This window comes from Sphingomonas sp. AOB5 (genome assembly GCF_029433115.1).
GTDB lineage: Bacteria > Pseudomonadota > Alphaproteobacteria > Sphingomonadales > Sphingomonadaceae > Sphingomonas.
The window spans coordinates 1-22,552 of record NZ_JARNTV010000054.1; the positions used below are offsets into that span (position 1 = coordinate 1).

General features: G+C 66.6%; 16 protein-coding genes and 1 pseudogene. 7 read left to right on the top strand and 10 right to left on the bottom strand.

Features of this window, described 5'->3' with window-relative positions:
• The 5 genes and pseudogenes from P1X14_RS17345 to P1X14_RS17365 form a co-directional block, all read right to left on the bottom strand.
• A pseudogene (locus P1X14_RS17345) lies at positions 1 to 191 on the bottom strand (ATPase); the annotation flags it as partial.
• Positions 192 to 336: 145 nt separating this feature from the next.
• On the bottom strand, positions 337 to 2,439 hold the full coding sequence (locus P1X14_RS17350) for a tetratricopeptide repeat protein (protein ID WP_277316672.1): 2,103 nt from the start codon (positions 2,437 to 2,439) through the stop codon (positions 337 to 339).
• The gene (gene prsR, locus P1X14_RS17355) at positions 2,423 to 3,790 is read right to left on the bottom strand and encodes a PEP-CTERM-box response regulator transcription factor (RefSeq protein WP_277316673.1); all 1,368 of its coding nucleotides are present in this window, start codon (positions 3,788 to 3,790) and stop codon (positions 2,423 to 2,425) included. Before prsR ends, P1X14_RS17350 begins: the two co-directional genes overlap by 17 nt.
• Positions 3,787 to 5,823: an XrtA/PEP-CTERM system histidine kinase PrsK gene (gene prsK / locus P1X14_RS17360; RefSeq protein ID WP_277316674.1), complete on the bottom strand. Its 2,037-nt coding sequence runs from the start codon at positions 5,821 to 5,823 to the stop codon at positions 3,787 to 3,789. The genes prsR and prsK overlap by 4 nt, the downstream gene beginning before the upstream one ends.
• A complete protein-coding gene (locus P1X14_RS17365; protein ID WP_277316675.1) occupies positions 5,823 to 7,208 on the bottom strand; it encodes a TIGR03013 family XrtA/PEP-CTERM system glycosyltransferase in 1,386 nt (461 codons plus the stop codon). Before P1X14_RS17365 ends, prsK begins: the two co-directional genes overlap by 1 nt.
• A 242-nt stretch (positions 7,209 to 7,450) precedes the next feature.
• Between P1X14_RS17365 and P1X14_RS17370 the strand changes: the two genes are divergently transcribed.
• Positions 7,451 to 8,506, top strand: coding sequence for a mannose-1-phosphate guanylyltransferase/mannose-6-phosphate isomerase (locus tag P1X14_RS17370; RefSeq protein ID WP_277316676.1), 1,056 nt, complete (start codon positions 7,451 to 7,453; stop codon positions 8,504 to 8,506).
• Here P1X14_RS17370 and P1X14_RS17375 read toward each other — a convergent pair.
• Positions 8,484 to 9,671, bottom strand: a complete 1,188-nt coding sequence (locus P1X14_RS17375) for a sulfotransferase (RefSeq protein WP_277316677.1) — start codon at positions 9,669 to 9,671, stop codon at positions 8,484 to 8,486. The two genes, P1X14_RS17370 and P1X14_RS17375, sit on opposite strands and share 23 nt — an antisense overlap.
• Positions 9,672 to 9,736: 65 nt before the next feature.
• Between P1X14_RS17375 and P1X14_RS17380 the strand changes: the two genes are divergently transcribed.
• Positions 9,737 to 10,333 carry an aspartyl/asparaginyl beta-hydroxylase domain-containing protein gene (locus P1X14_RS17380; RefSeq protein WP_277316678.1) on the top strand — a complete coding sequence of 199 codons (597 nt, stop codon included), beginning with the start codon at positions 9,737 to 9,739 and terminating at the stop codon, positions 10,331 to 10,333.
• A gap of 175 nt (positions 10,334 to 10,508) precedes the next feature.
• Here the strand turns inward: P1X14_RS17380 and P1X14_RS17385 are convergent, their stop codons facing one another.
• Positions 10,509 to 12,644 (bottom strand): TonB-dependent receptor, encoded by a 2,136-nt coding sequence (locus P1X14_RS17385; protein ID WP_277316679.1) that lies wholly within the window; start codon positions 12,642 to 12,644, stop codon positions 10,509 to 10,511.
• A gap of 151 nt (positions 12,645 to 12,795) precedes the next feature.
• Here P1X14_RS17385 and P1X14_RS17390 point away from each other — a divergent pair, with 151 nt between their 5' ends.
• Entirely contained in the window at positions 12,796 to 13,521 is a 726-nt protein-coding gene (locus P1X14_RS17390; protein WP_277316687.1) for a response regulator transcription factor, read from the top strand.
• Positions 13,522 to 13,523: 2 nt separating this feature from the next.
• The gene (locus P1X14_RS17395) at positions 13,524 to 14,837 is read left to right on the top strand and encodes an ATP-binding protein (protein ID WP_277316680.1); all 1,314 of its coding nucleotides are present in this window, start codon (positions 13,524 to 13,526) and stop codon (positions 14,835 to 14,837) included.
• A gap of 24 nt (positions 14,838 to 14,861) precedes the next feature.
• Here the strand turns inward: P1X14_RS17395 and pepF are convergent, their stop codons facing one another.
• On the bottom strand, positions 14,862 to 16,721 hold the full coding sequence (gene pepF, locus P1X14_RS17400) for an oligoendopeptidase F (protein WP_277316681.1): 1,860 nt from the start codon (positions 16,719 to 16,721) through the stop codon (positions 14,862 to 14,864).
• 232 nt (positions 16,722 to 16,953) lie between these two features.
• Between pepF and P1X14_RS17405 the strand changes: the two genes are divergently transcribed.
• Together P1X14_RS17405 and P1X14_RS17410 are read left to right on the top strand one after the other, a co-directional pair.
• The gene (locus P1X14_RS17405; protein ID WP_277316682.1) at positions 16,954 to 18,459 is read left to right on the top strand and encodes a winged helix-turn-helix domain-containing protein; all 1,506 of its coding nucleotides are present in this window, start codon (positions 16,954 to 16,956) and stop codon (positions 18,457 to 18,459) included.
• Between the two features lie 62 nt (positions 18,460 to 18,521).
• Positions 18,522 to 18,947: a hypothetical protein gene (locus tag P1X14_RS17410; protein ID WP_277316683.1), complete on the top strand. Its 426-nt coding sequence runs from the start codon at positions 18,522 to 18,524 to the stop codon at positions 18,945 to 18,947.
• Positions 18,948 to 19,119: 172 nt separating this feature from the next.
• Here P1X14_RS17410 and groL read toward each other — a convergent pair whose 3' ends face one another.
• Positions 19,120 to 20,763, bottom strand: coding sequence for a chaperonin GroEL (groL, locus tag P1X14_RS17415; protein ID WP_277316684.1), 1,644 nt, complete (start codon positions 20,761 to 20,763; stop codon positions 19,120 to 19,122).
• Positions 20,764 to 20,884: 121 nt separating this feature from the next.
• Complete coding sequence (gene groES, locus P1X14_RS17420; RefSeq protein ID WP_277316685.1) at positions 20,885 to 21,172, bottom strand: co-chaperone GroES; 288 nt, start codon at positions 21,170 to 21,172, stop codon at positions 20,885 to 20,887.
• A gap of 319 nt (positions 21,173 to 21,491) precedes the next feature.
• Between groES and P1X14_RS17425 the strand changes: the two genes are divergently transcribed.
• On the top strand, positions 21,492 to 22,334 hold the full coding sequence (locus P1X14_RS17425; protein ID WP_277316686.1) for a hypothetical protein: 843 nt from the start codon (positions 21,492 to 21,494) through the stop codon (positions 22,332 to 22,334).
• Positions 22,335 to 22,552: the final 218 nt, after the last annotated feature.

Sequence of the window (22,552 nt, forward strand, 5' to 3'; positions counted from 1 at the left end):
TTGGCGACCAGCGCGTCGCGCTGCGCATCCATGCCGTGGAGCATCGCCAGCGGCAGCGGCGCGAAGGCGCGGGCGGCGGTGAGGGTATGATCGCGCCAGACATAGGCCGGATGCGCGAGCGGATCCGCCGAAGCGGGCGGCGGGGGCGCGAGGCGTTCGAGAGCGGCGGCGATGCGTTCGAGCGGGTCCATAGGGAGGGCGTTACACAATCCTCCCCCGGAGGGGGAGGGGGACCGCGAAGCGGTGGAGGGGTAGTTGCCACAAACGATCGGCGTCGCTCGCGGAGAATACCTCTCCACCAGCTTCGCTGGTCCCCCTCTCCCTCCGGGAGAGGATTTAGGAGGTCTTGCCCATCAGTACCTGCGCCGCGGCGCGATCGGTGAAGCTGGGGTCGGCGAGTGCCGCCGCGGCATGGGCGCGGGCTTCGGGGAAGCGTTTCATGTCGGCATAGATTTGCGCGAGGTGCCAGCGCAGGCCCGAATGATTGGGGGCGAGGCGGACGGCCTTTTGCAGCAGTTCGAGGCCCGCGGCTTGCGCGCCGTTCTGATACATGGCCCAGCCATAGGCATCGGCGATGGCGGGATTGCCCGGGGCGAGCAGATAGGCGGCCTCGCCGAAATCCTCGGCCTTTTCGGTTTCGCCGGCACCGGCATAGGCAGCGGCGAGTTCGGCGTTGAGCGCGGCGTCGCGGTCGCCGATGCGGGCGCGCAGTCCCTCCAGCGTGTCGATCGCGGCGTCGAAATCGCCGCTGGCGAGCTGCCAGTGGGCCGAAAGGCGGAGCGCGGCGACGTTCATCGGGTTCTGCGAGAGGAACAGCGCCAGCGTGTTCGAGGCCTGCTCGCGATTGCCCGCGCGATCGAATGCCTCGACCAGCCGGAGCATGGTCGGTTCGTCGAAGCGGAGCGCGGCGGCGTTCTTGTAGGCGGTGGCGGCGTCGCCGAACCGGTCCGACAGCATCAGCAGGTCGCCGACCAGGATATGCGCGGCGGGTGCGCCGGGATTGTCGTTGGCAATGCGCTGGGCGCGGGCGAGCGCGCCGCCGCGATTGCCGTCGGCGAGCAGTGCGCGGATCAGCGGGACCACCGCCGAGGGATCGTCGGGCCGTTCCTGTGCATCGGCGCCGAGCACCGCGACGCTGTCGTCCGCGGAGAAGGCGCCGGCTTCGGCGCGCTTGGGCCATGAGGCGCGATCGAGGAAGCGGGCGGCCTGTTCGCGGTCGCCGATCCGTTCGAAGCCGCGGGCGACGAGGGTCAGCGCATAGCTGTCTGCATCGCCGCGCGCGACGACCGGACGCAGGATATCGATCGCGTTGCGAGCCGAATCGGTGCGCAGCAGCGCGACCGCGAGCAGCTTGCGTGCTTCGATATTCATCGGCTGGCGGCCGACAAGCTGGCGCAATTTCTCGATTGCCTGCTCATTGTCACCGGACTGGAGATCGAGCGTGCTGCCGAGCAGCAGGGCGCCGGGCAGCGAATCGATCGCGCCATTGGTCTTTTGCAGCAGGTTGCGGGCGAGATCGAAATTGCCGGCGCGGGCGGCGAGGACCGACTGGAGATAGAAGGCTTGCGGGCTGCCGGGCTTGGCTTCCAGCGCCTTGCGGGTGGCGGCGAGCATGTCGATGGTGCGGCCCGCATCGCCCAAGGTCGCGGCATATTCGATCAGCGCGTCGTGATAATAGGGATCGCGCTTCAGCGCCTGTTCGAACCATGGCAGCGCCGCGACAAGGCCGTACTGGCTGCGCACCACCTCGCCGCGCAGCACCAGCGCGTCGACATTGCCGGAATCGACCTGAACCGCCTTTTGCGAGGCGAGGATCGCGCCTGAGATATCGCCTGCGGTGTAGCGGAAGCGGCCGAGATCGGTCCAGGCATCGGCATCGTTCGGAGCGATGCGGACGGCCTCCTGAAGCGCGGCGGCGGCTTCGCTCCAGTTGTTGAGCGTGGTCATCGCGCGGCCGCGCACGCGCAGACCATAGGCGCGGTCGCGCGGATCGGTCTTTTCGGCTTCGGCGATGGCGCGTTCGGCGTCACCCTGAAGCAGCAGCGCTTCGGCACGCAGATGGGCGATGCGCTTGGCGTCGTAACCGGCATCGACTGCGCGCTTCAGCTCGGCTTCGGCGCCGACGCCGTCCTTCAGCTTCAATTGCGAGAGCGCGAGCACATAATGGGCGGCGGCCGAGCCGGGATCCTGACGCACGGCGTCGAGGGTTGCCTGACGCGCGGCGCTGGCATTGTCGGCGCTGAGGAACTGCGCGGCCTTTTCGACCGAGGCGCGCGAGGCCTCGGGATTGGTGCGTGTCGGGGTGAGCGCGAAGAAGGCGTAGAGCGCGATGCCGAACGCGCCGAGGCAGGCGGCGATCACGAGGACGCGCCGCACCACCGGCCCGCGCGCGGCGTTGTGCGGATTGCTGTAGACGCGGCGCTTACGGCTGGAGGTCATAGGCCTTCATCAGATCGTAGAGGGTGGGGCGGCTGATCCCGAGCAGGCGCGCGGTGCCGGAGATATTGCCTTCGGCGCGCGCGAGCGCGTGGCGGATCGCCTTGCGATCGGCGGTTTCGCGCGCGGCCTTGAGATTGATCGGAAGTGCTGCATCCTCGGCGCTTTCCAGGTCGAGATCGGCTGCGGTGACATGCTTGCCATCGGCCATGATCGCGGCGCGCTTCACCCGGTTTTCCAGTTCGCGGACATTGCCCGGCCAGCCCCATGCGTCGATCGCGGCGAGCGCGTCGGGCGCGAAATTCCTGGCGCCGGTGTTCATGGCTGCCGTGTATTTCTTGAGGAAATGGCGCGCGAGCAGCCCGGCATCGCCCGGCCGTTCGGCAAGGCTGGGGATCTTCACCACGATCTCGGCGAGACGGTAATAGAGGTCCTCGCGGAAATCGCCCGAGGCGACCATAGCGTCGATATCGCGGTGGGTGGCGCAGACGATGCGGGTATCGACCGGGATCGCCTTGCGCCCGCCGATCCGCTCGATCACGCGTTCCTGCAGGAAGCGCAGCAGCTTGACCTGCAGCGGCAGCGGCACATCGCCGATTTCGTCGAGGAACAGCGTGCCGCCATGGGCGAGCTCGATCTTGCCCTCGGTGGTCTTCACCGCACCGGTGAACGCACCCTTTTCGTGCCCGAACAGTTCGGATTCGAGCAACGTGTCGGGGATCGCGGCGCAGTTGATCGCGATGAAATTGCCCTTCCGGCGCGGACTGGCCTCGTGCAGGCCACGGGCGAGCAGTTCCTTGCCGGTGCCGCTGGCGCCCAGCAGCATGACCGATACGTCGGCCACGGCCACGCGTTCGATGGTACGGGTGACCTTGAGCATCTCGGGGCTGGCGGTGAGCATGCCGCCCAGCACCGCGCCGCCCTCGATCCGTTCGGCGAGGCGCCGATTTTCGGCCTCGAGCGCATGGACGTGGAAGGCGCGAGCGACGATCAGGCCCAGCGCGTCGATGTCGATCGGCTTCTGGTAGAAATCCCACGCGCCCATCTCGATCGCGCGCAGCATCGATTCGCGAGCGCCATGGCCCGAGGCGACGATCACCTTGGTATCCGGACGCAGGGTCAGGATCGCCTCGAGCGTGGCGAAGCCTTCGGTGGTGCCATCGGGATCGGGCGGCAGGCCGAGATCGAGCGTGACGACCGGCGGCTCCTCCGCGCGGACGAGCGCAATGGCTTCCTCGCGGGTGGAGGCGGTGAAGATCTCGTGCCCGTCATAGGCCCAGCGCAGCTGGCGCTGCAGCCCGGCATCGTCCTCGACGATCAGCAGCTTGGACTGGACCGGCTTCATCTCGCTCATGCCGCGCGCTCCGTGGTGGGCACCAATGCCGTGCGCAGGGTGACGCGGAAGCGGCTGCCCGCACCCTCACGACTGGTGACGTCGATGCGGCCGTCCATCTGGGTGGCCAGCTGGCGCGCCTCGAACGCGCCGATGCCGAACCCGCCCGACTTGGACGAGACGAACGGCTTGAACAATTTGTCGCGGACGAAACCGGGCGACATGCCGATGCCGTGGTCGATCACCTCGATGGTGACATGGTTCGCGTCGCCGGCGACGGCGATGGTCACCGGCTCGCTGGCCGGGCTGGCGTCGATCGCGTTCTGGACGAGATGGGCGAGCAGCTGATCGAGCGCGGCGGGATCGGCGAAGGCGATCGCGGGATGGCCCGATGCGACCACCGGATGCTGCGCACTGCGCTCGGCGGCGATGCGTTCGACCAAAGGCAGGATCTCGACCGCGCGGAGCGGTTCGGCGCGGCGGGGGCCATGCTGCGACAGGCGCGCGAGCAGGGCGGTCATCTTCTCCGCGGAATCGCGCAGCGTCTCGACCATGTCGGCGCGGAATTCGGGCTTGTCGGCATGGCGCTCGGCATTGCGCGCGGTCAGGGTCAACTGGCTCACCAGATTCTTGATGTCGTGGAGGATGAAGGCGAAACGGCGGTTGAACTCGTCGAAGCGCTGGGCGTCGGCGAGGGCTTCCTGCGCGCGGGCTTCGGCGAGATAGGAGGCGACCTGGCGGCCGGCGACCTTGAGCAGATCGAAATCCTCCCAGTCGAGCGCGCGGTCGAGCGGGGGGCGGGCGAGCAGGATCGCGCCGGTCAGCGTGCCGAGATGCGGCAGGGGTACGAGCACCCAGGCATCGGTGCGGTCGAGCATCCACTGGGGAAGCAAAGCCGCTTCGACGCTGTCGGCGCCGCGCAGTCCGTCCAGCTCGAGGATGCGGCCGGTATTGGCGAGATGCTGGGCGAGCGCGGCTTCGGCGGGGCCGGTCGCGTCGCTGTCCCAGTTCCACACCGCGCCGTGGCCGAGGCCCTGGCCTTCGGGAACGAGCAGTGTGCCGCCGGGCGATTCGACCAGATCGGCAATCGCCTTGACGATGCGTTCGTCCAGCGGAGCGGCGCCCGCCGGGCTGCCCAGCGTATCGGTGAAGCGCATCCATTCGGCGCGATAGTCGTAGCGATGGCGGAAGAAATGCTTGGCCAGCTTCACCTTCAGCCAGGCGCGCAGCCAGGTGGAGGAAACCAGCGTGAGCATCGCCGCGGTCGATCCGAAGACGAAGGCGGTCTGCAGCACGCGGGCGTTCGCGCCGCCGACGGTGGCGATGGCGCTGGTGGTGAGCGCGAGCAGCGCGAAAAAGGCGAGGATCGCGACGAGCGACAGCGACTGATAGGCGACGGTGCGCGAGACCGAGACGTTCCATTCGTCCTTGCGCTGGAGCGCTGCAGCCATCGCGCCGGCGACGGCGATCATGCCGAGGCCGCGCAGCGCAAGCAGCGCCTGCGGCCATGCGGCGGTGATATAGGCGACGCTGACCAGGTTGAAATCGATGAACCAGATCGCGGCGAGCGCGCGGACGGTCCAGCGCAACCCCACGCTGGTCTCTGGCGCGATCGCCTGGTGCAGCGCGCGGATCAACACCAGCGCGGCGACTGCGAACAACATGCGCATCAGTAGCGACGCAGCGAGGAACTCGCCCGCCATCGGATCGTCCGACATGCCGATGATGTGCAGCACGACCGATGCGACCGACACCAGCACCACGACGCCGTAGACGGTGCCGAGCGCGACCGGCGGGCGGACATTGCCGTCGCGCCGGTGAAGCACGATCATGAAAGCGAGCCAGGCGAGGTTGCGCAGCAGCTCGGCAAAGCTGGTCCCGGTCTCGCCACTGCCCAGCCCCGCGACCGAAAGTGCCCATAGTGCCGTCGCCGCCAGCGCTAGGGCCAGCGGGCGGCGCGGCGCGCCTTCCTTGCGCCGCCATGCCCACAGCGCCAGCGCGCCGAACAGCAATGCGGCAAGGGCATGCGTCCACAGGATCAGGGCGGCGAACATCAGCGCGCGCCTTCGGGGAAGAGCACCACCCTCATCGTCTGGAGGAGGATGAGAATGTCGAGGAAGGGCGAGTAGTTCTTCGCGTAATAGAGATCGTATTCGAGCTTCTGGCGGCTGTCCTCGATCGACGCGCCATAGGGATAGTTGATCTGCGCCCAGCCGGTGATGCCCGGCTTCACCATGTGGCGCTCGGCATAATAAGGCAGCTTCTGTTCGAGATCCTCGACGAACTGGGGACGCTCGGGACGCGGGCCGACAAAGCTCATCTCGCCCTTCAGCACGCTCCAGCACTGCGGCAGTTCGTCGATGCGCAGCTTGCGGATGATGCGGCCGACGCGGGTGATGCGCGGATCGTCCTTCTCGGCCCAGACGGCCTGTCCGGCGACCTCGGCGTCGATGCGCATCGAGCGCAGCTTGATGATGTCGAAGCCCTGGCCATAGATGCCGACACGGCGCTGGCGGTAGAAAGCGGGGCCCTTCGAATCCAGCTTCACGGCCAGCGCACCGATCAGGATCAGCGGAGTCGCCAGCACCAGCAGCAACAGGCTGGCGCCGATATCGAACAGCCGCTTGAACATGCTGGAGAACATCCGGCCCGACGAGAAACCGTCGGAGAAGATCAGCCAGCTGGGATTGACCGAATCGAGGTCGACGCGGCCGGTCTCGCGTTCGAGGAAGGTCGAGATCTCGTTGACATGGACGCCGGTGGTCTTGATCCGCAGCAGATCCTTGAGCGGCAGCGCGTTGCGGCGTTCCTCGAGCGCCAGCACCACTTCGCTGGCATTGAGCACCACGACATGGTCGGCGAGATTGTAGATCGCATCGCGGGCGATGGCTTCGGGAATGACGCGGTGGACGTCGCTCATCGAGATATAGCCGACCACGACGAACGCCGAGCCGGGGGCCTTGGCCAGATCCTTCAGCCGCTGCGCGCGGGCACCCGCGCCGAGCACGACGATGCGGCGCTTGAACGCCTGGCTGCCCAGCGTCTTGCCCAGCAGGATGCGCAGGATCAGCAGCAATGTGATCGACGCGCCCATCGCGTAGACGAGGTTCGAGCGCCAATAGTCGAGCTGGACGAGGAAGAAGATCGCGCTGAGGAAGATGATGCCGAGCGAGATCGATACGATCAGCCGCGCGGTGGCGTGGCGCAGCGACTGGACCGAATCCGCGCCATAGACGCCGATCGAGATCATCGCGATCTCCAGCGTGACCGCGAAGGCCGCGAGTTGCGGCACGCGCGACAGGATCGGATCGGGGGTCAGCCCCAGCTGATGCTGGCGCCAGACCCAGCCCAGCTCGCCCGCGACGAGCAGCAGGATGAAATCCAGCACGCCGAGCAGCAGCACGGCATTGGGTACATAATGCTTGAACAGGCGGATCATGACCCGGCCGTTCTAGAGGGGAAGTGTAAACAAATCCGACACAGCGCCAAACGAACGCCACCCCGGCGAAAGCCCGGGTCTCAAGCGGCAATGGCGCCGCGCCGCCTCATAAGATCCCGGCCTGCGCCGGGATGACGTGCCGGGTGCGAACTTTGACGCGGGATGGAAACGAAACCTGCCCAGTGTGTTTGACGCGCGGGGCATTCACCACCATCACGGTCGTTCCTGGAGGATCATTACGCATGCCGGATTCAAAGCCGATCATCCCTGTTATCCTGTCGGGCGGATCGGGAACGCGTCTCTGGCCCGAATCCCGGCCCGAACGGCCCAAGCAGCTGCTGGCGCTGACTGCCGAGGAGACGATGCTGCAGCTCACCGCAAGGCGGACCAGCGGCAGCGAGCGGTTCGGCAAGCCGATTGTGGTGGCCAATGCGGCGCATGCCGAGCTGGTCGAGGCGCAGCTGGGCCATGTCGGCGAGGATGCGCAGGCGCTGATCCTCGAGCCGATGGGCCGAAACACCGCGCCCGCGATCGCGCTGGCGGCACTGGCGGCAGGCGGGGCCGATCCGCTGCTGGTGATGCCGTCCGATCACGTCATCGGCGATGTCGATGCCTTCCACGCCGCGATCCATGCCGCGCTGCCGCTGGTCGAGCAGGGCTGGCTGGTGACGTTCGGCATCACGCCGGATGCGCCCGAGACCGGTTATGGCTGGATCAAGGTGGGCGAGGAAATCGCGGGTGGCGTTCACAAGGTCGAGCGCTTCGTCGAGAAGCCGCCGCTCGACAAGGCGCAAGCGATGCTGGCGGCGGGCGACCACGCGTGGAACGGCGGCATCTTCCTGTTCCGGGCGGATATCTTCCTGGGCGCGCTGAGCGTGCATGCGCCGGACATGCTGGCGTCTGCCCAGGCATCGATGGCGGCGGCGCGGCGCGAGGGGACCCGCATCTATCCCGATGCCGATCTGTTCGCCGCCTCGCCTTCGGATTCGATCGACTATGCAGTGATGGAGAAGGCGGAGCGCGTGGCCGTGGTGCCCGTCGCGATGGGCTGGAGCGATGTCGGCAGCTGGGACGCGCTGCACGGGATCAGCGATTGCGACGGCGAGAATAATGTCTGCTTCGGCGATGTGGTGATCGTCGAGACCAGCAATTGCCTCGTCCGTTCGGGCGCGGGCAAGAAGGTGGCGCTGGTCGGGGTCAGCGACCTGATCGTGGTCGCGCATGGCGACGATATCCTGGTGCTGCCGCGCGGGCGCAGTCAGGAAGTGAAGAAGATCATCGAGGCGATGAAGCGCTGAGTTCCTCGAGCCGGGTATAGATACCGGCGAAATGGTTCTCGGCGATGGCGCGCAGGGAAGCGCTGGCTTCGGCCTGCTTCTCTGCGCTGTCCTGCTTGAAGGCGGCGTTCGGATCCTTGGCGTTGCGGCGCGAGGCGGCTTCCATCCGCGTGCGGGTCTCCGCGTCGATCTCCACCCCGAAATGGGGAAGGATGCGGGTGAACAGCGCGTCGGGCAGCGTGTGATAGTTGACCATCATCCCGCCGCCCTGATCCCAATGCTGGATCGCGGCGGCACAGGTGCTGGCGAGGACGCGTGCGGTATATTCGTCGCCCGGCAAATGCGTCTCGGCCGGATCGATCCCGAACATCTGCGGCGGGACCACGCCGGGTGCGACCTGGCTTCCGGCCATGCGCGCCTGCGACACCAGCACCTCCACCGGATCGCGATACAGGAATACCCAGGGCGTCTCCGGAAAAGCGGCGCGCAGCAGCGGCAGGGCGAAGATGTGCCAGCTGTCGGTCTTGATGAAATAGCGCTGCGCCTTGCCCGCGGTGCCGCGGCCATAAGCGAGCACCATCGCGCGGACCGCGGCGACCACGGTCTCGAACGGAGCATCCTGTACCATCAGCGGGATCTGGAGGATCGAATCGAGCGGCGCGGCTTCGGACAGCACGATGTTCGCCGGATCGGCCGCGAGCATTTGAGCCGCGAGTGTCGAGCCGCAGCGCGACATGTGGAAGATGAAGCCGGCCGGCGCGAGCGCATCCGGGTCCGTGCCGGTGACGAAGGTGTCGAAGCCGGTGCGATAATGGACGGCGCGGTTGAACGGTAGCGCGCGCGCGTCGCGGATCGATTCTGCGAAGAAGGGCCGGTCGAGCGTTGCTCCGGCGAAATGGGTCCAGTCGACCGCAAATCCCGATTCGGGTGCGACATGCGAGGGCAGCCACCCTCTGGGCGGCCACGCCGCTTCCAGCCGGGGCGGCGAGAGCAGGCTGGCGAGGCCGAGGGGATCCGGTTTCAACGCGGATGCGAGGTCAGCGGGCGCGAGTTCGATGCCGCCTTCCGCCGCAACCGCGATCGCGCGCTGCTCGAACTCCGAGTTGTCCGTCGTATCGGCGAGATGCTGCTGGATTGCTGGATCGGCCATCACGGCGGCGCGGAAACGGTCGAACGGAGTGTCCATGCCCAGGTCATCGCCGTCCGCGCGCCGCATTGCAATCGCAAGGGCATGGGATAGGGTCGTGCGCAGTGGCGACGATCATATCCCAGACGCGCGAGGCGCAGTTTCCGGACCGGGTGCGCCTGCCGCTCACCTTCGATCCCGCGCGGCTGGCGGCAGATCTGGCGATGTTCGAAGGCGATGACTGGATCGCCCATTTCGTCACCCAGAATTACGAAGGCGACTGGAGCGCGCTGCCGCTGCGCGCGCATGCCGGGGCGACGCATCCGGTGATGATGATCTATTCGCCACCCGACGCGACTGATTTCGTCGATACGCCCTTCCTGTCGCGCACGCCCTATTTCGCCGAGGTGCTTGCGGCGTTCCGCTGCCCGGTCACGTGCGTGCGGCTGATGCGGCTGACGCCGGGATCGACGATCAAGGAACATCGCGACCATGACCTTGCCGCCGAGGAAGGCTGGGCGCGGATCCATGTGCCGGTGACGACCAATCCGGGGGTGGAATTCTTCGTCAACCGCCAGCCCGTGACGATGCTGCCGGGCGAGGCCTGGTATCTGCGCCTGTCCGATCCGCACAGCGCCGCGAACCATGGCGATGTGGACCGGGTGCATCTGGTGATCGACCTGATCGCCGACGCGTGGCTGACGGAGATGTTGAAAGGCTGAACAGGGGCGGAGCAGGCCGTCCCGGTACCACCTAAAGCCAATCGACATTCCGCCAATCCTCCCCCGGAGGGGGAGGTGGCAGCCAAAGGCTGACGGAGGGGGACGCCGCTGGCGATGTCGCTTGAGGCGTCCCCCTCCACCGCTTCGCGGTTCCCCTCCCCCTCCGGGGGAGGATTTAGAAGTCGATCGTCGCCGAGAGCCAGAGGCGGCGGCCTTCCTGGTTGTTGGCATATTCGGCCGCGTACACCGTGGTCGCGCCGCTCTGGTAGGGCAAATAGCGGACGAAGTCGGTGTCGAGCAGGTTGAACACCGTGGCGCTCAGGCGGAACTTCTCGGTCACCGCGAACGAGCCGCCGAGGTGGAACAGCGCATAGCCGCCGAAGTCGCCGAGTGCGGTCTGTGCCGCGCCGACACCGCGATAGCGGCTGGAGCGGATTTCGGAGCGGACCCATGCCGACACGCGATCGGTCGGGCGCCAGCGCAGATTGCCGTTGATCATGTGCTTGGGCGTGTTGGTCAGCGGCTGGCCGATCTCCGCCCCGCTCTTCTGCTCGCTTTCGGTATAGGTGTAGTTGAGGCCGAGCGTCAGGCGCGGGGTGAATTCGAAGCGCAGCGCGAGTTCGCCGCCGCGGGTGGTCGCCTTGTCGATGTTGATCGACTGGCCGAACAGATCGACATTGGGGAAAGCGCCGACATCGAGGCAGCCCGGGCGGTTGAGATTGCCGGCGAAGCGGCAATTGGGGATGCCGGGGCCGCTGGCGATCTTGTCGTTGAAGTCGTTGTTGAAGACGGTGACGTTGCCGCTGACCAACCCGCCATCGTCGAAATAGATGCCGGCTTCATAGGTGGTGCTGGTCTCGGGCTTCAGGCCCGGGCTGCCGATCAGGGGAATGGTGCCCTGTCCGCCGAAGCCGGTAATGCCCTCCGCAATCTGATCGAGGCGCGGGGTCTTGAAGCCGCGGCTGACGCCACCCTTCACCGTGAGCGACTCGGTGGGGTTCCACACCAGATAGCCGCGCGGGGACAGCTTGCCGCCGAAGGTCGAGTGATCGTCGTAACGGGCGCCGACCGTCAGGCGGAGCGTCTCGGCGATCTTCAGTTCGTTTTCGGCGAACAGCGCCCATTGCTCGAACTTGTAGGGCGCAGGCGCAACGCCATCGATCATCTTGGCGTGCCAATATTGCCCGCCCAGCGTGAAGGTGAAGGCGCCGGCATTGCCGACGAAACGGGTGTCGGCGATGCTGTTGGTCGCTTCCAGCGTGCGCGGGGTGCCCGCGACCACGCCCGGCGTGTTCGGCGGAACGGTGCGGCCGATCGTCTCGGTGATGTTGCGGGTCAGCGTGGTCTCGAGGCTGCCGAAGCTGCCCATGCGCCAGGTGTGGGCGACCACGTAGTTGTCGCGGTTGAACTTCTGATAGGGGCCGTATCCGCCCGCGACGCTGTAGGTGCCGAGCTGGCCCGAGGTGTTGTCATAGGTCTGTTCGGCGCGGTCGAATTCGAACCACAGATCGTGATCCGCGCTGGGGGTCAGGGTCAGGCGGCCGCCATAGGTGTAGATATCGGCTTCGACCGGGCTGGGGCCGCGGGTGCTGACGACGACGGGCGTGCCGGCGACATTGTCATAGGTCAGCGCCGATGCTTCGCGGCGATAGATGCTGCCGCGCAGGCTCAGCCCGATCAGGTCGCGGACGATGGGTCCCTGCGCGAAGGCGTTGGCCGAGTAGATGTTGCCGAACTGGTCATTCTCCTGGATCGTCGCTTCGGCGCTGGCGGTGCCGACCCAGCGGTCGCCGGTCTTGCGGGTGATCAGGTTGATGACACCGCCCATCGCGTCCGAACCGTAGAGCGTGGACATGGGTCCGCGCACCACTTCGATCCGCTCGATCGCCGAGAAGGGCGGCAGGAAGCCGGTCGAGGTTTCGCCGAAGCCGTTGGGCGTCACGCTGCCCGGCGAATTCTGGCGGCGGCCGTCGACCAGCACGAGGGTATAGTCGCTCGGCATGCCGCGGATCGAGATGTTGAGACCGCCGGTCTTGCCCGCGGTCGCGCCGACATCGACGCCTTCGACATCGGCCAGCGCTTCGGCAAGGCTGCCGAAGCGCTTGGTCTGCAGATCCTCGCGGCTGATCACGCTGATGCTGGCGGGCGCGTTGGTGATCTTCTGTTCGAAGCCCGCGGCGGTGACCACGATCTCGCCGCTGTCCTCCGATGCGGCGGACTGTGCGAAAGCGGGCTGCACCAGCGCCAGCGACAGTGTAGCAAGTGCCGAGCCTGCAAAGAGAGGCGCCGTGCGAGAGGACAGATTGAGCATTGATACCCCCGAGTAATATTGCGAATGATTAGCAATTAGGTCGGAGGCGCGATTGGTCCGCAGGGGCAGTCAGGTCAATGCAAACCGTTCGCAATAAGGCTGGAGCAATACTTTGTTACAATTGAAGCCGCTGGCGCCCGAAGCCGAGCCGATGCGCGGGGACAGCCCGGCGCATATCGTGGTGGTGGAAGACGATGCGGGTGTCCGTGCGCTGCTGACGCGGATCCTGCGCGAGTGCGGGTATGAGGTCACCGGCGCGGCCGATGGCAACGAGCTGGAAGCGGCGATGGCGGCGCGGCCGATCGACCTGATCCTGCTCGACATCACCCTGCCGGGCACCAACGGGCTGGAGCTGTGCCGGGCGATCCGGGCACGCAGCAAGGTGCCGATCGTGATGGTCAGCGCGCGCGGGCAGGAGAGCGACCGGGTGGTCGGCCTCGATCTGGGTGCGGACGATTATATCGCCAAGCCGTTCGGCCGGCCCGAGCTGCTGGCGCGGGTGCGCGCGGTGCTGCGCCGGGCGAGCGACCTGCACGTGCCGCTCGACGTGCCGGCGCCCGATCATTTCGACTTTGCCGGGTGGCGCTATCACGCGCGCCGCCGCGAGCTGATCGCGCCGAACGGCGCGGCGGTGGAGCTGACCGCGGCGGAGCAGGAATTGCTGCTGACCCTGTTGCGCCATCCGCAGCGGATGATCAGCCGCGAGCGGTTGCTGGAGATGTCGCGCAGCCGGATCGGCCATTCGACCGACCGCAGCATCGACGTGCAGGTCAGCCGCCTGCGCCGCAAGCTGGGCGACGGCCGCCGCTCGCCGCCGATGATCCGCACGATCCGTGGCGTGGGCTATATGTTCGCGGCCGACGTCACGCGCAGCTGACCATGTGGCGGCGACCGCGCGGCATGGTGGGCCGCATCGCGCTGGTGCTGCTTGCGGCGCTGATGCTCGAACTGATCGGCAATGTCGCACTCTATGCGTGGGAGACGCGTGAGCTGACCTCGTCGGAGGAGACGGCGCGCGTGGCGCAGGCGCTGGTCGCGGCCGATCGTGCGGTGTCCGCCGCGCCGCGGCAGGATCGCGCGCGGATCGCCAATGGCATGTCGCACCCGGGACTCGCACTCAACTGGGTGCCGCGCACGGTCATCACCGATTTCACGCCGTCGCTCGACCGGCTGGGCGAGATGCGCGCGCGACTGGCCGCGCATGAGGCGGCACTGGCCGGGCGGCAGCTGCGCCTGACGATCCTGCCGTCGCAGACCCGCGGACAGCGCGATCTGGTCGGCGCGATGCAACTGGCCGACGGTTCGTTCGTCACCTTCCGCGTGACGCCCTATCTCGCGGCGCCGCCGGGCGTGCTGGTATCGACGCTGATGCATCTGGGGCTGATGGCGCTGGTGCTGGTCGCCGCGCTGCTGATGATCCGCGCGCTGGTGCGCCCCTTGCGCGATCTCGCCAACGCCGCAGACCAGACCGGGCGGGGGCAGGCAGCGGAGATCGCGGTTGCCGGGCCGCACGAGGTGCGCCGCGTCGCCACGGCCTTTTCCGCGATGCAGGAGCGGTTGCTCAAGCTGGTGGAGGATCACAGCCAGTCGCTGATCGCGGTCTCGCACGATCTGCGCACGCCGATCCAGCGGCTGCAATTGCGGACGGCATTGCTCGACGATCCGGAGACGCGCGAATCGATGAACGCCGATCTGGAGGAGATGGAGCGGTTCATCGAAGCGACTTTGGCCTTCGTCCGCGACGATGCTGAGGAAGCGCCGCGCCTGATCGACATTGCGACGATCGCGATCACTGCGGTCGACAATGCGGCCGATGCCGGAGCCGATATCCTCTATTCCGGCCCGGATTCGCTGTCGCTGCCCGGCTATCCGATCGCGCTGAAGCGGGTGCTGGCCAATCTGATCGGCAATGCCGCGCGCCATGCGCAGGCGATCGAGGTGGGGCTGGCGCCGCGCGGGGACGGTTTCGTGTTGAGCGTGGACGATGACGGCCCCGGCATTCCCGAGGATCGCCGGGCCGAGATGCTGATGCCCTTCCGCCGGCTCGATCCCGCGCAGGGCGGCGGCGCGGGGCTGGGACTGGCGACCAGCCACAAGGCGGTGCTGCGGATGGGTGGCACGCTGGCGCTGGAGACCAGCCCGATGGGTGGCTTGCGCGTGATCGTGGAGGCCGGGCCGCCGGCCCGCGACTAAAGCGGACCGGCAGCCGGAACCGGTTCAGCCGATCAGCGCTTCGGCCTGATCGAGCACGTCCTTGAAGTTGGCGATCAGCGCCTGATAGGGCGCGGGGCTGGCCATATCGAGGCCGGCGCGCTTCAGGATCTCGGTCGGATAGTCCGATCCGCCGGCCTTCAGCACCGACAGGTAATTGTCGCGCTCCTTCGCGCCGCCCTTCAGGATCGCGCGCGAGAAATAGCCCGCGGCCGAGAGGCAGGTGGCGTACTGATAGACGTAGAAGGCGTTGTAGAAATGGGGGATGTACGCCCATTCGTTGCCGTACGCCGTCTCCATCTTCACGTTCGGGCCGTGATAGCGCTTGAGCAGGTCGAAATAGATTTCGGTGAACTTCGCGCCCGACAGGCCCTCGCCCGCTTCGGCCAGATCGTGCGCCTTCAATTCGAACTCGGCGAACATGGTCTGGCGGAAGAAGGTCGCGCGGATATTCTCCATCTGCTGGCCGAGGTAGAAGAGCTTCTCCTCCTTGGTCTTGGCGTTCTTGAGCATATACGCGCTCAGCAGATCCTCGTTCAGCGTCGACGCGATTTCGGCCAGGAAGATCGGATAGTCGGTCTTCTCATAGGGCTGGTTGGCGACCGCGAGCAGCGTGTGAAGTGCATGGCCCCATTCATGGGCATAGGTGCTCAGGCCATCATATTTCTCGGTCAGGTTGAGCAGCAGATAGGGATGCACGTCCGCGGCACCCGGCTGCATGTACGCGCCCGGCCGCTTGCCCGGACGCGGCCAGGGATCCATCCATTTGGCTGCGGTCGCCGCCGAGATGCGGTCCATATAATCCTTGCCCAGCGGCTTGCAGGCCTCGAGCGTGAGGGTGCGCATCTGATCGAGCGTGAACTTGCGATCGAGCGCGACCAGCGGCGGATAGATGTCCCAATAGCCGATGTCGGGCAGCTTCAGCATCTTGCGGCGCAGCTCGAAATAGCGGTGCAGCTGGGGCAGGCCCTTGTTCGCTTCCTCGACCAGCGTGCGATACACCGCCTCGGGAATGTTGTTGCCCGAGATCGCGGCTTCCAGCGACGTCTTGTACTTGCGTGCCTTGGCGTTGAAGATGTCGCCCTGCACCTGACCGTTATAGGTGGCCCCGAACGAGTTCTGGAACTTGCCGTGCGCGGTCCAGAAGGTGTCGAACACCAGCTTGCGGTCTTCGCGGTTGGGCGCGTCGCGATTGGCCGAATAGCCCTGAGAATCGAGACGGACTTCCGTGCCGGTCGACAGCTTCACCGTCGGCCAGGGAATGTCCGACGAGCGCAGCTGGCCCGAGACTTCGTCCGGCGTCTGCAGCGCCGAGGCGGACAGCGCGAGAATCTGCTCGCCCTCGGCCGACAGCGTGTGTTCGGCCTGACGGATGGTGTTGGCGAGGAAGAAGTCGAACCGGGTCTTGAGCACGCTATTCGCGCCGATGAACGCCTTGATCTTCTCGGCACCCAGCGTGATCAGCTCGGGGCTGACCCAGGCGCTGGCCGCGCCGAACTGGCTGAACAGGTCATAGGCCTGTGCCCGGCGTTCCTGCCACACGGCGACGCGGACATCCTCGTCGGCCTTCAGGCTGACATAGACATAGACGCGCGAGGTGATCTTGATCAGCTCGGTCTGGAGCTCCAGCGCCTGCGCCAGCACGTCGGCGCTTTCGCCAAGCCGTCCCTTGAACTTCCCGATCTCCGGCAGCCGGGCCAGCGCGCCCTTGCGCGCCGCGTCCCAATCCGCATCGCTCTTGAACAGATCGGTCAGATCCCATTCGGCGGCGGCCTTTGCGGTCTCCTGTGCCCAGGCGGGCGCGGCGGCGGCGAGGGTGACGAGCGCAGCGGCGGTCAGCGCTTCGCGGCGGGTGAGTTCGGTCATGTGGTGCTTCCCCGAAGGTCGAAATCGAAGGCGGCAATCTGGCGCGGCACGGTGGCGAAGGGAAGTGATTTATTTGCGCAATACACGGGTATGGCGCATTGGGACCCCAACTGATCGCTTGCCGATGAACAGCCGATGGCCGCCCCGATACATCTGGCGTTCAGCCGCCGGGGCAAAGTTGGCGGCGAAACAATCGGGACATCGGACCTTGGGGGATTTGCGCCGGATCGACTTGGGAGAAGCGCACGAGCTGCGACTGGGCGGCGTGCGTGTCCTGCCGCCGTTGCGGACGCTGAAGCGCGACGATGGCGCCGAGGAAGTGATCGAGCCGCGCGTGATGCAGGTGCTGGTCGCGCTGGCCGAGGCGCAGGGCGCGGTGGTGACGCGCGACATGCTGACCCAGCGTTGCTGGGAAGGCCGGGTGGTGGGCGAGGATGCGATCAACCGGGTGATCTCGCGGCTGCGGCGCTCGGCCGACGGGTTCTGCCAAGGCGCGTTCCGGATCGAAACCGTCACCAAGGTGGGCTACCGGCTACTGATCGACGGGCAGACGCTGGTGGAGAAGCCGACCCCGACGCTGAGCCGGCGGACGCTGATCCGGGCTGGCGGCGCGGTAGGACTGGCGGTGGTTGGCGGGCTGGGATGGAGGAGCCTGCGTGACGATCGGGGCGTGCCCGCCGAGGTGGCGCCGTTTGTCGATCAGGCGATGGCGGCGATGCGCCAGGAAACCAATGGCGGGCATACCCAGGCGCTCAACCTGCTGCGCCATGTCGTCGATGTGCGGCCCGGCTATGCCGATGGCTGGGGGCTGTTGGCCTGTGCCTATGCGATCATCGGGCGCTGGCGCGGGCCGCCCTTCGCCAAGCCGTTCGAAGGGTTTGCGCGCTCGTCCGCCGCGCGGGCCGATCAGATCGAGCCGGGCAATGCGATGGGACGGGCTGCGCTGGCGTTGCTGCTGACGCGCAGCGGCAATCACCTGAGGATCGAGCACGAGCTGCGTGCGGCGATCGCGGTGCATCCGGGCAACGATTTGCTGCTCGGTGCGCTGGCGGGCCTGATGATGAGCGTGGGGCGGTGCCGCGAAGCCGCGCGGCTGCTCGACGATGCGCTGCTCAGCGCGCCGCCATCGCGCGGCACGCTCTATTCGCGGGTACAGGCGCTATGGGCTTCGGGCAGGCTGGACGAAGCGGACCGGGCAATCGAGCAGGTCTATGCGATGTATCCGACCGATCTCACTGTCTGGTTCACCCGCTTCTATCTGCTGCTCCACACTGGCCGGGCCGATCAGGCGCTGGCGCAGGGACAGATACTGAGCGGGCGGCCGCAGGAAGTGCCGGTCGACAATATCGAGATGGTGATGCTGGCGGCCAAGGCGGCGGCGACGCGCGTGCCCGCCGATATCGACGAGGCGATGCGGGTCAATGTCGCGGCGGCGCATCGCGGGGCTGGCTTTGCCGAGAATGCGATGCAGTTCGCGGTGACTTTGGGCCGGATCGACAGCGCGTTCGAGCTGGCCGATGCCTATTATTTCGCGAAGGGCTTCTCGACCGGATCGGCGCGGTTCCCGCCATTGCCGGGCGGGTTCACCCCGCAGAATGCGCGGCGGACGGCATTGCTGTTCATGCCCTCGACCGGAGCGATGCGCGGGGATGCGCGGTTCGATCCGATCGTCGCGGGGCTGGGGTTGAAGCGATACTGGGACGAGGCGGGGGTTAGGCCGGATTATCTGGCGGGCTGACACCGGGCTGACCCTTTCCGCGCGCATCTATATGATCTGCCGCAGACCTGCTGGAGGGACCGATGGGACGCCATATCACCCCGATGATCCATGTGCCGGATGTTCTGGAGACCGCGCACTGGTATGAATCGATCGGCTTCACCGTGGCCGGCTGGCATGCCTGCGATGCCGATACGCTGGGCGAGGGGCTGTTGCCCGGCGCCGATATCGGTCTCGACTGGGCGATGCTGCGCTGGGGTGAGGACGGCGTGATGCTGAACGCGGGCGGCACGCGGAGCGATGCGAAGCGGCGCGACTTCGACCTCTATATCGACCTTCATCCTGCCTCTGCGGAGGACGGCGTCGACGCGCTGTTCGCGCGGCTGGGAGACAGGGTCGAGGTGGTGATGGCGCCCTATGACGCCTTCCACGGCAATCGCGAATTGATCGTTCGCGACCTCAACGGGTTCTGGATCACCTTTGCCGAGCCGGTGAAGGCTGGCGAATAGAAAAGGGCCGGCGGATCGCTCCGCCGGCCCTTTCTGTTTTGCCTGAGAGGCTTTGGGTTCGGATCCGGTCCCCGGCAAAGCCGGGGACTCGTCGGCCGGGTTCGGCTTTGCCGACCCGCCGTCCGGACCTGAGGAGTCCTGAATTAGCGGGGCTAATTCAGGCGTCTCTAGGTCAGAAATCCATACCGCCCATGCCGCCCATGCCGCCGCCGCCCATCGGCATTGCCGGCTTGTCTTCCGGCAGTTCCGAGATGGCAGCTTCGGTGGTGATCAGCAGGCCGGCGACCGAAGCCGCGTTCTGCAGCGCGGTGCGGACGACCTTGGTCGGGTCGATCACGCCGGCGGTCACCAGATTTTCGTACACGTCGGTCGCGGCGTTGAAGCCGAACGAGGTGTCGTTCTGGTCGAGCAGCTTGCCCGACACGACGGCGCCGTCATGGCCGGCATTCTGCGCGATCTGGCGAACCAGCGCGGTCAGCGACTTGCGGACGATGTCCACGCCGCGGGTCTGGTCCTCGTTCGCGCCCTCGACGCCTTCCAGCGCCTTGGTTGCGTACAGCAGGGCGGTGCCGCCACCGGGGACGATGCCTTCTTCGACGGCTGCGCGGGTTGCGTGCAGCGCGTCGTCGACGCGGTCCTTGCGCTCCTTCACTTCGACTTCCGAAGCACCGCCGACCTTGATCACGGCAACGCCACCGGCGAGCTTGGCGAGACGCTCCTGGAGCTTCTCACGGTCGTAATCGCTGGTGGTGATGTCGATCTGCTGGCGGATCGCATCGGTGCGGCCCTTGATCGCATCGGCTTCACCCGCACCGTCGACGATGGTGGTGTTGTCCTTGTCGATGGTGACGCGCTTGGCGGTGCCGAGCATGCCGAGCGTAACCGACTCGAGCTTGATGCCCAGGTCTTCGCTGATGACTTCGCCCTTGGTCAGGATCGCGATGTCTTCCAGCATCGCCTTGCGGCGATCGCCGAAGCCCGGCGCCTTGACCGCTGCGACCTTCAGGCCGCCGCGCAGCTTGTTCACGACCAGCGTGGCCAGAGCCTCGCCGTCGATGTCCTCGGCGATGATCAGGAGCGGACGGCCCGACTGCACCACGGCTTCGAGGATCGGCAGCATCGCCTGGAGCGACGAGAGCTTCTTCTCGTGGATCAGGATGTACGGATCGGCGAGCTCGACCGTCATCTTTTCCGGGTTGGTGATGAAATAGGGCGAGAGGTAGCCGCGGTCGAACTGCATGCCTTCGACGACGTCGAGCTCGAATTCGAGACCCTTCGCTTCCTCGACGGTGATCACGCCTTCCTTGCCGACCTTCTCCATCGCCTCGGCGATCTTCTCGCCGACTTCACGATCGCCATTGGCCGAGATGATGCCGACCTGGGCGATCTCGCTCGAACCCGAGACGGGCTTCGAACGCGCCTTCACGTCCTCGACAACCTTGCCGACGGCGAGATCGATGCCGCGCTTCAGGTCCATCGGGTTCATGCCGGCGGCAACCGACTTCATGCCTTCGCGCACGATCGCCTGAGCGAGCACGGTCGCGGTGGTGGTGCCGTCACCGGCGACGTCGTTGGTCTTCGACGCGACTTCGCGCAGCATCTGCGCGCCCATATTCTCGAACTTGTCCTTGAGTTCGATTTCCTTGGCGACGCTGACGCCGTCCTTGGTGATGCGCGGAGCGCCGAAGCTCTTTTCGATCACGACGTTGCGGCCCTTCGGGCCCAGCGTGACCTTGACCGCGTCTGCGAGCGTGTCGACGCCGCGCAGGATGCGCTCACGCGCGTCGCGACTGAATTTTACGTCCTTGGCTGCCATGTTGGCTGACCTTTCAAATTTCAAAAGTTGGTGCCGAAAGTCACAAGAGTCACACTGGCTACGCGTGCGCGCACGCGAGGCCGTGCGACAAGTTCAGGCGACGAGCCCGAGCCCGTTGGCGTCAGCCAACAATGCCCAGAATGTCGCTTTCCTTCATGATCAGCAGGTCTTCGCCGCCAACCTTGACCTCGGTGCCCGACCACTTGCCGAACAGGATGCGGTCGCCGGCCTTGACGTCGAGCGGGAGAACCTTGCCGTCCTCGGTCTTGGTGCCCGAGCCCACGGAGACGACTTCGCCTTCCTGCGGCTTTTCCTGGGCGGTGTCGGGGATGATGATGCCGCCGGCAGTCTTCTGTTCGGCCTCTACGCGGCGAACGAGGACCCGGTCGTGCAACGGACGAAAGCTCATGGCTGATCCTTCCTAAGCGATGATTCGGTGTTTTAGCACTCAACAGGCTTGAGTGCTAACGGGCGCCATATGCGGTCGCACCCGGCGTCCGTCAATGCCCGGGCGACAGATGGGGCGTGACCCGCGACGATCAAGGTTCTGGAGGAATTAAAGGGCGATACTGTATTTGCCGCAATCCCGCACCCGGTGATTTAAAGACGAAGCCAAGTTAACTTCTGATTCACGTCGAATCATTCCAAGCAAATGGAACTACATAGCAAGTCGACTCTTGGAGCGATCGGCAGCGCACCATGTGCTGCAATCGTACAGGAGAGGTGCCATGACTTCGTTCAATGGCCAATGGGGCAGGCTCGCGCTTGCCTCAACGGCAGCACTCGCCCTTGCGGCGTGCGAGAGCAACGGCAGTTACCGGGTCGCTTCGGTCGGCACTACGTCGGTCGCCGCGGAAGAGCCCGGCGATACGGCGACAAATGGTGGCGGCGGATCGTCCGGCGGCAGCGGAACCGGGACTGGAACCGGCAGCGGCAGTGGCGGAACGGGCAGCGGATCGGGTGGATCGACCGGCATGAGCGGTCCGTTGCTGGTGACTTCGGGCAATGCGGTGATCGGCGTTGCGGGCACGACCGCGAACGTCACCGCCAATCTGGGCATCCCCGGCGGCGGGATCGTCGATGCGGTGGTGACCGGCGTGATCCGGCGGACCGGCCAGACTCTGGTGCAACTGGGCGGCGGCGGCACGCTGATCCTGGGCGGTACCGGCGGACGGATCGGCGATGTGGTGTCGCTCGATCTGGGCGCGGGGAAGGTGATCGGTGGACCGAACGGATCGCCGCTGATCGGCCTGAACGTGCTGGCGCAGAACCCGTCGACCGGGCGGCTGGCGACGGTCAATGCCGCGAGCGCGGGCAAGCTGGTGAGCGTGACCGTGCCCGGACTGACCGGCGCGGGCGGCACCGGCGGGCTGCTTCCCGCCGTTACGCCGGTGCCGCAGGGCAATGCCGGCGCCAATGCCGGTCTGGTCGGCACGGTGACCTCGACCGTGACCGGCGTGGTCAGTCCCTCCAGCGGTGTCGGTGTGGGATCGGTGACCAATGTGGTGACCCAGCCGCTGCAGGGCGTGCTGGGCGTGACCGGCGTGGTGAAGCCCAAGCCTCCCAAATGACGACGGCCGCCTGAGAAGCCGCGCGCGCCACGAAGCGCGCGCGGCTTTCTGCGCTTTCGAGGACAAAGGGAGAGACGAGATGCTGATCCTGGCAGCAATATTCGTGATGCAGGATGCGGGCGGGATCGTGGTGGATCGCGACCGGATCGACCGGCCGCGCGCACCGCGAAGCGAGACGAGACCGCGCGCCGCGCCGAGGCGCGAGCGGACGCGGGTGG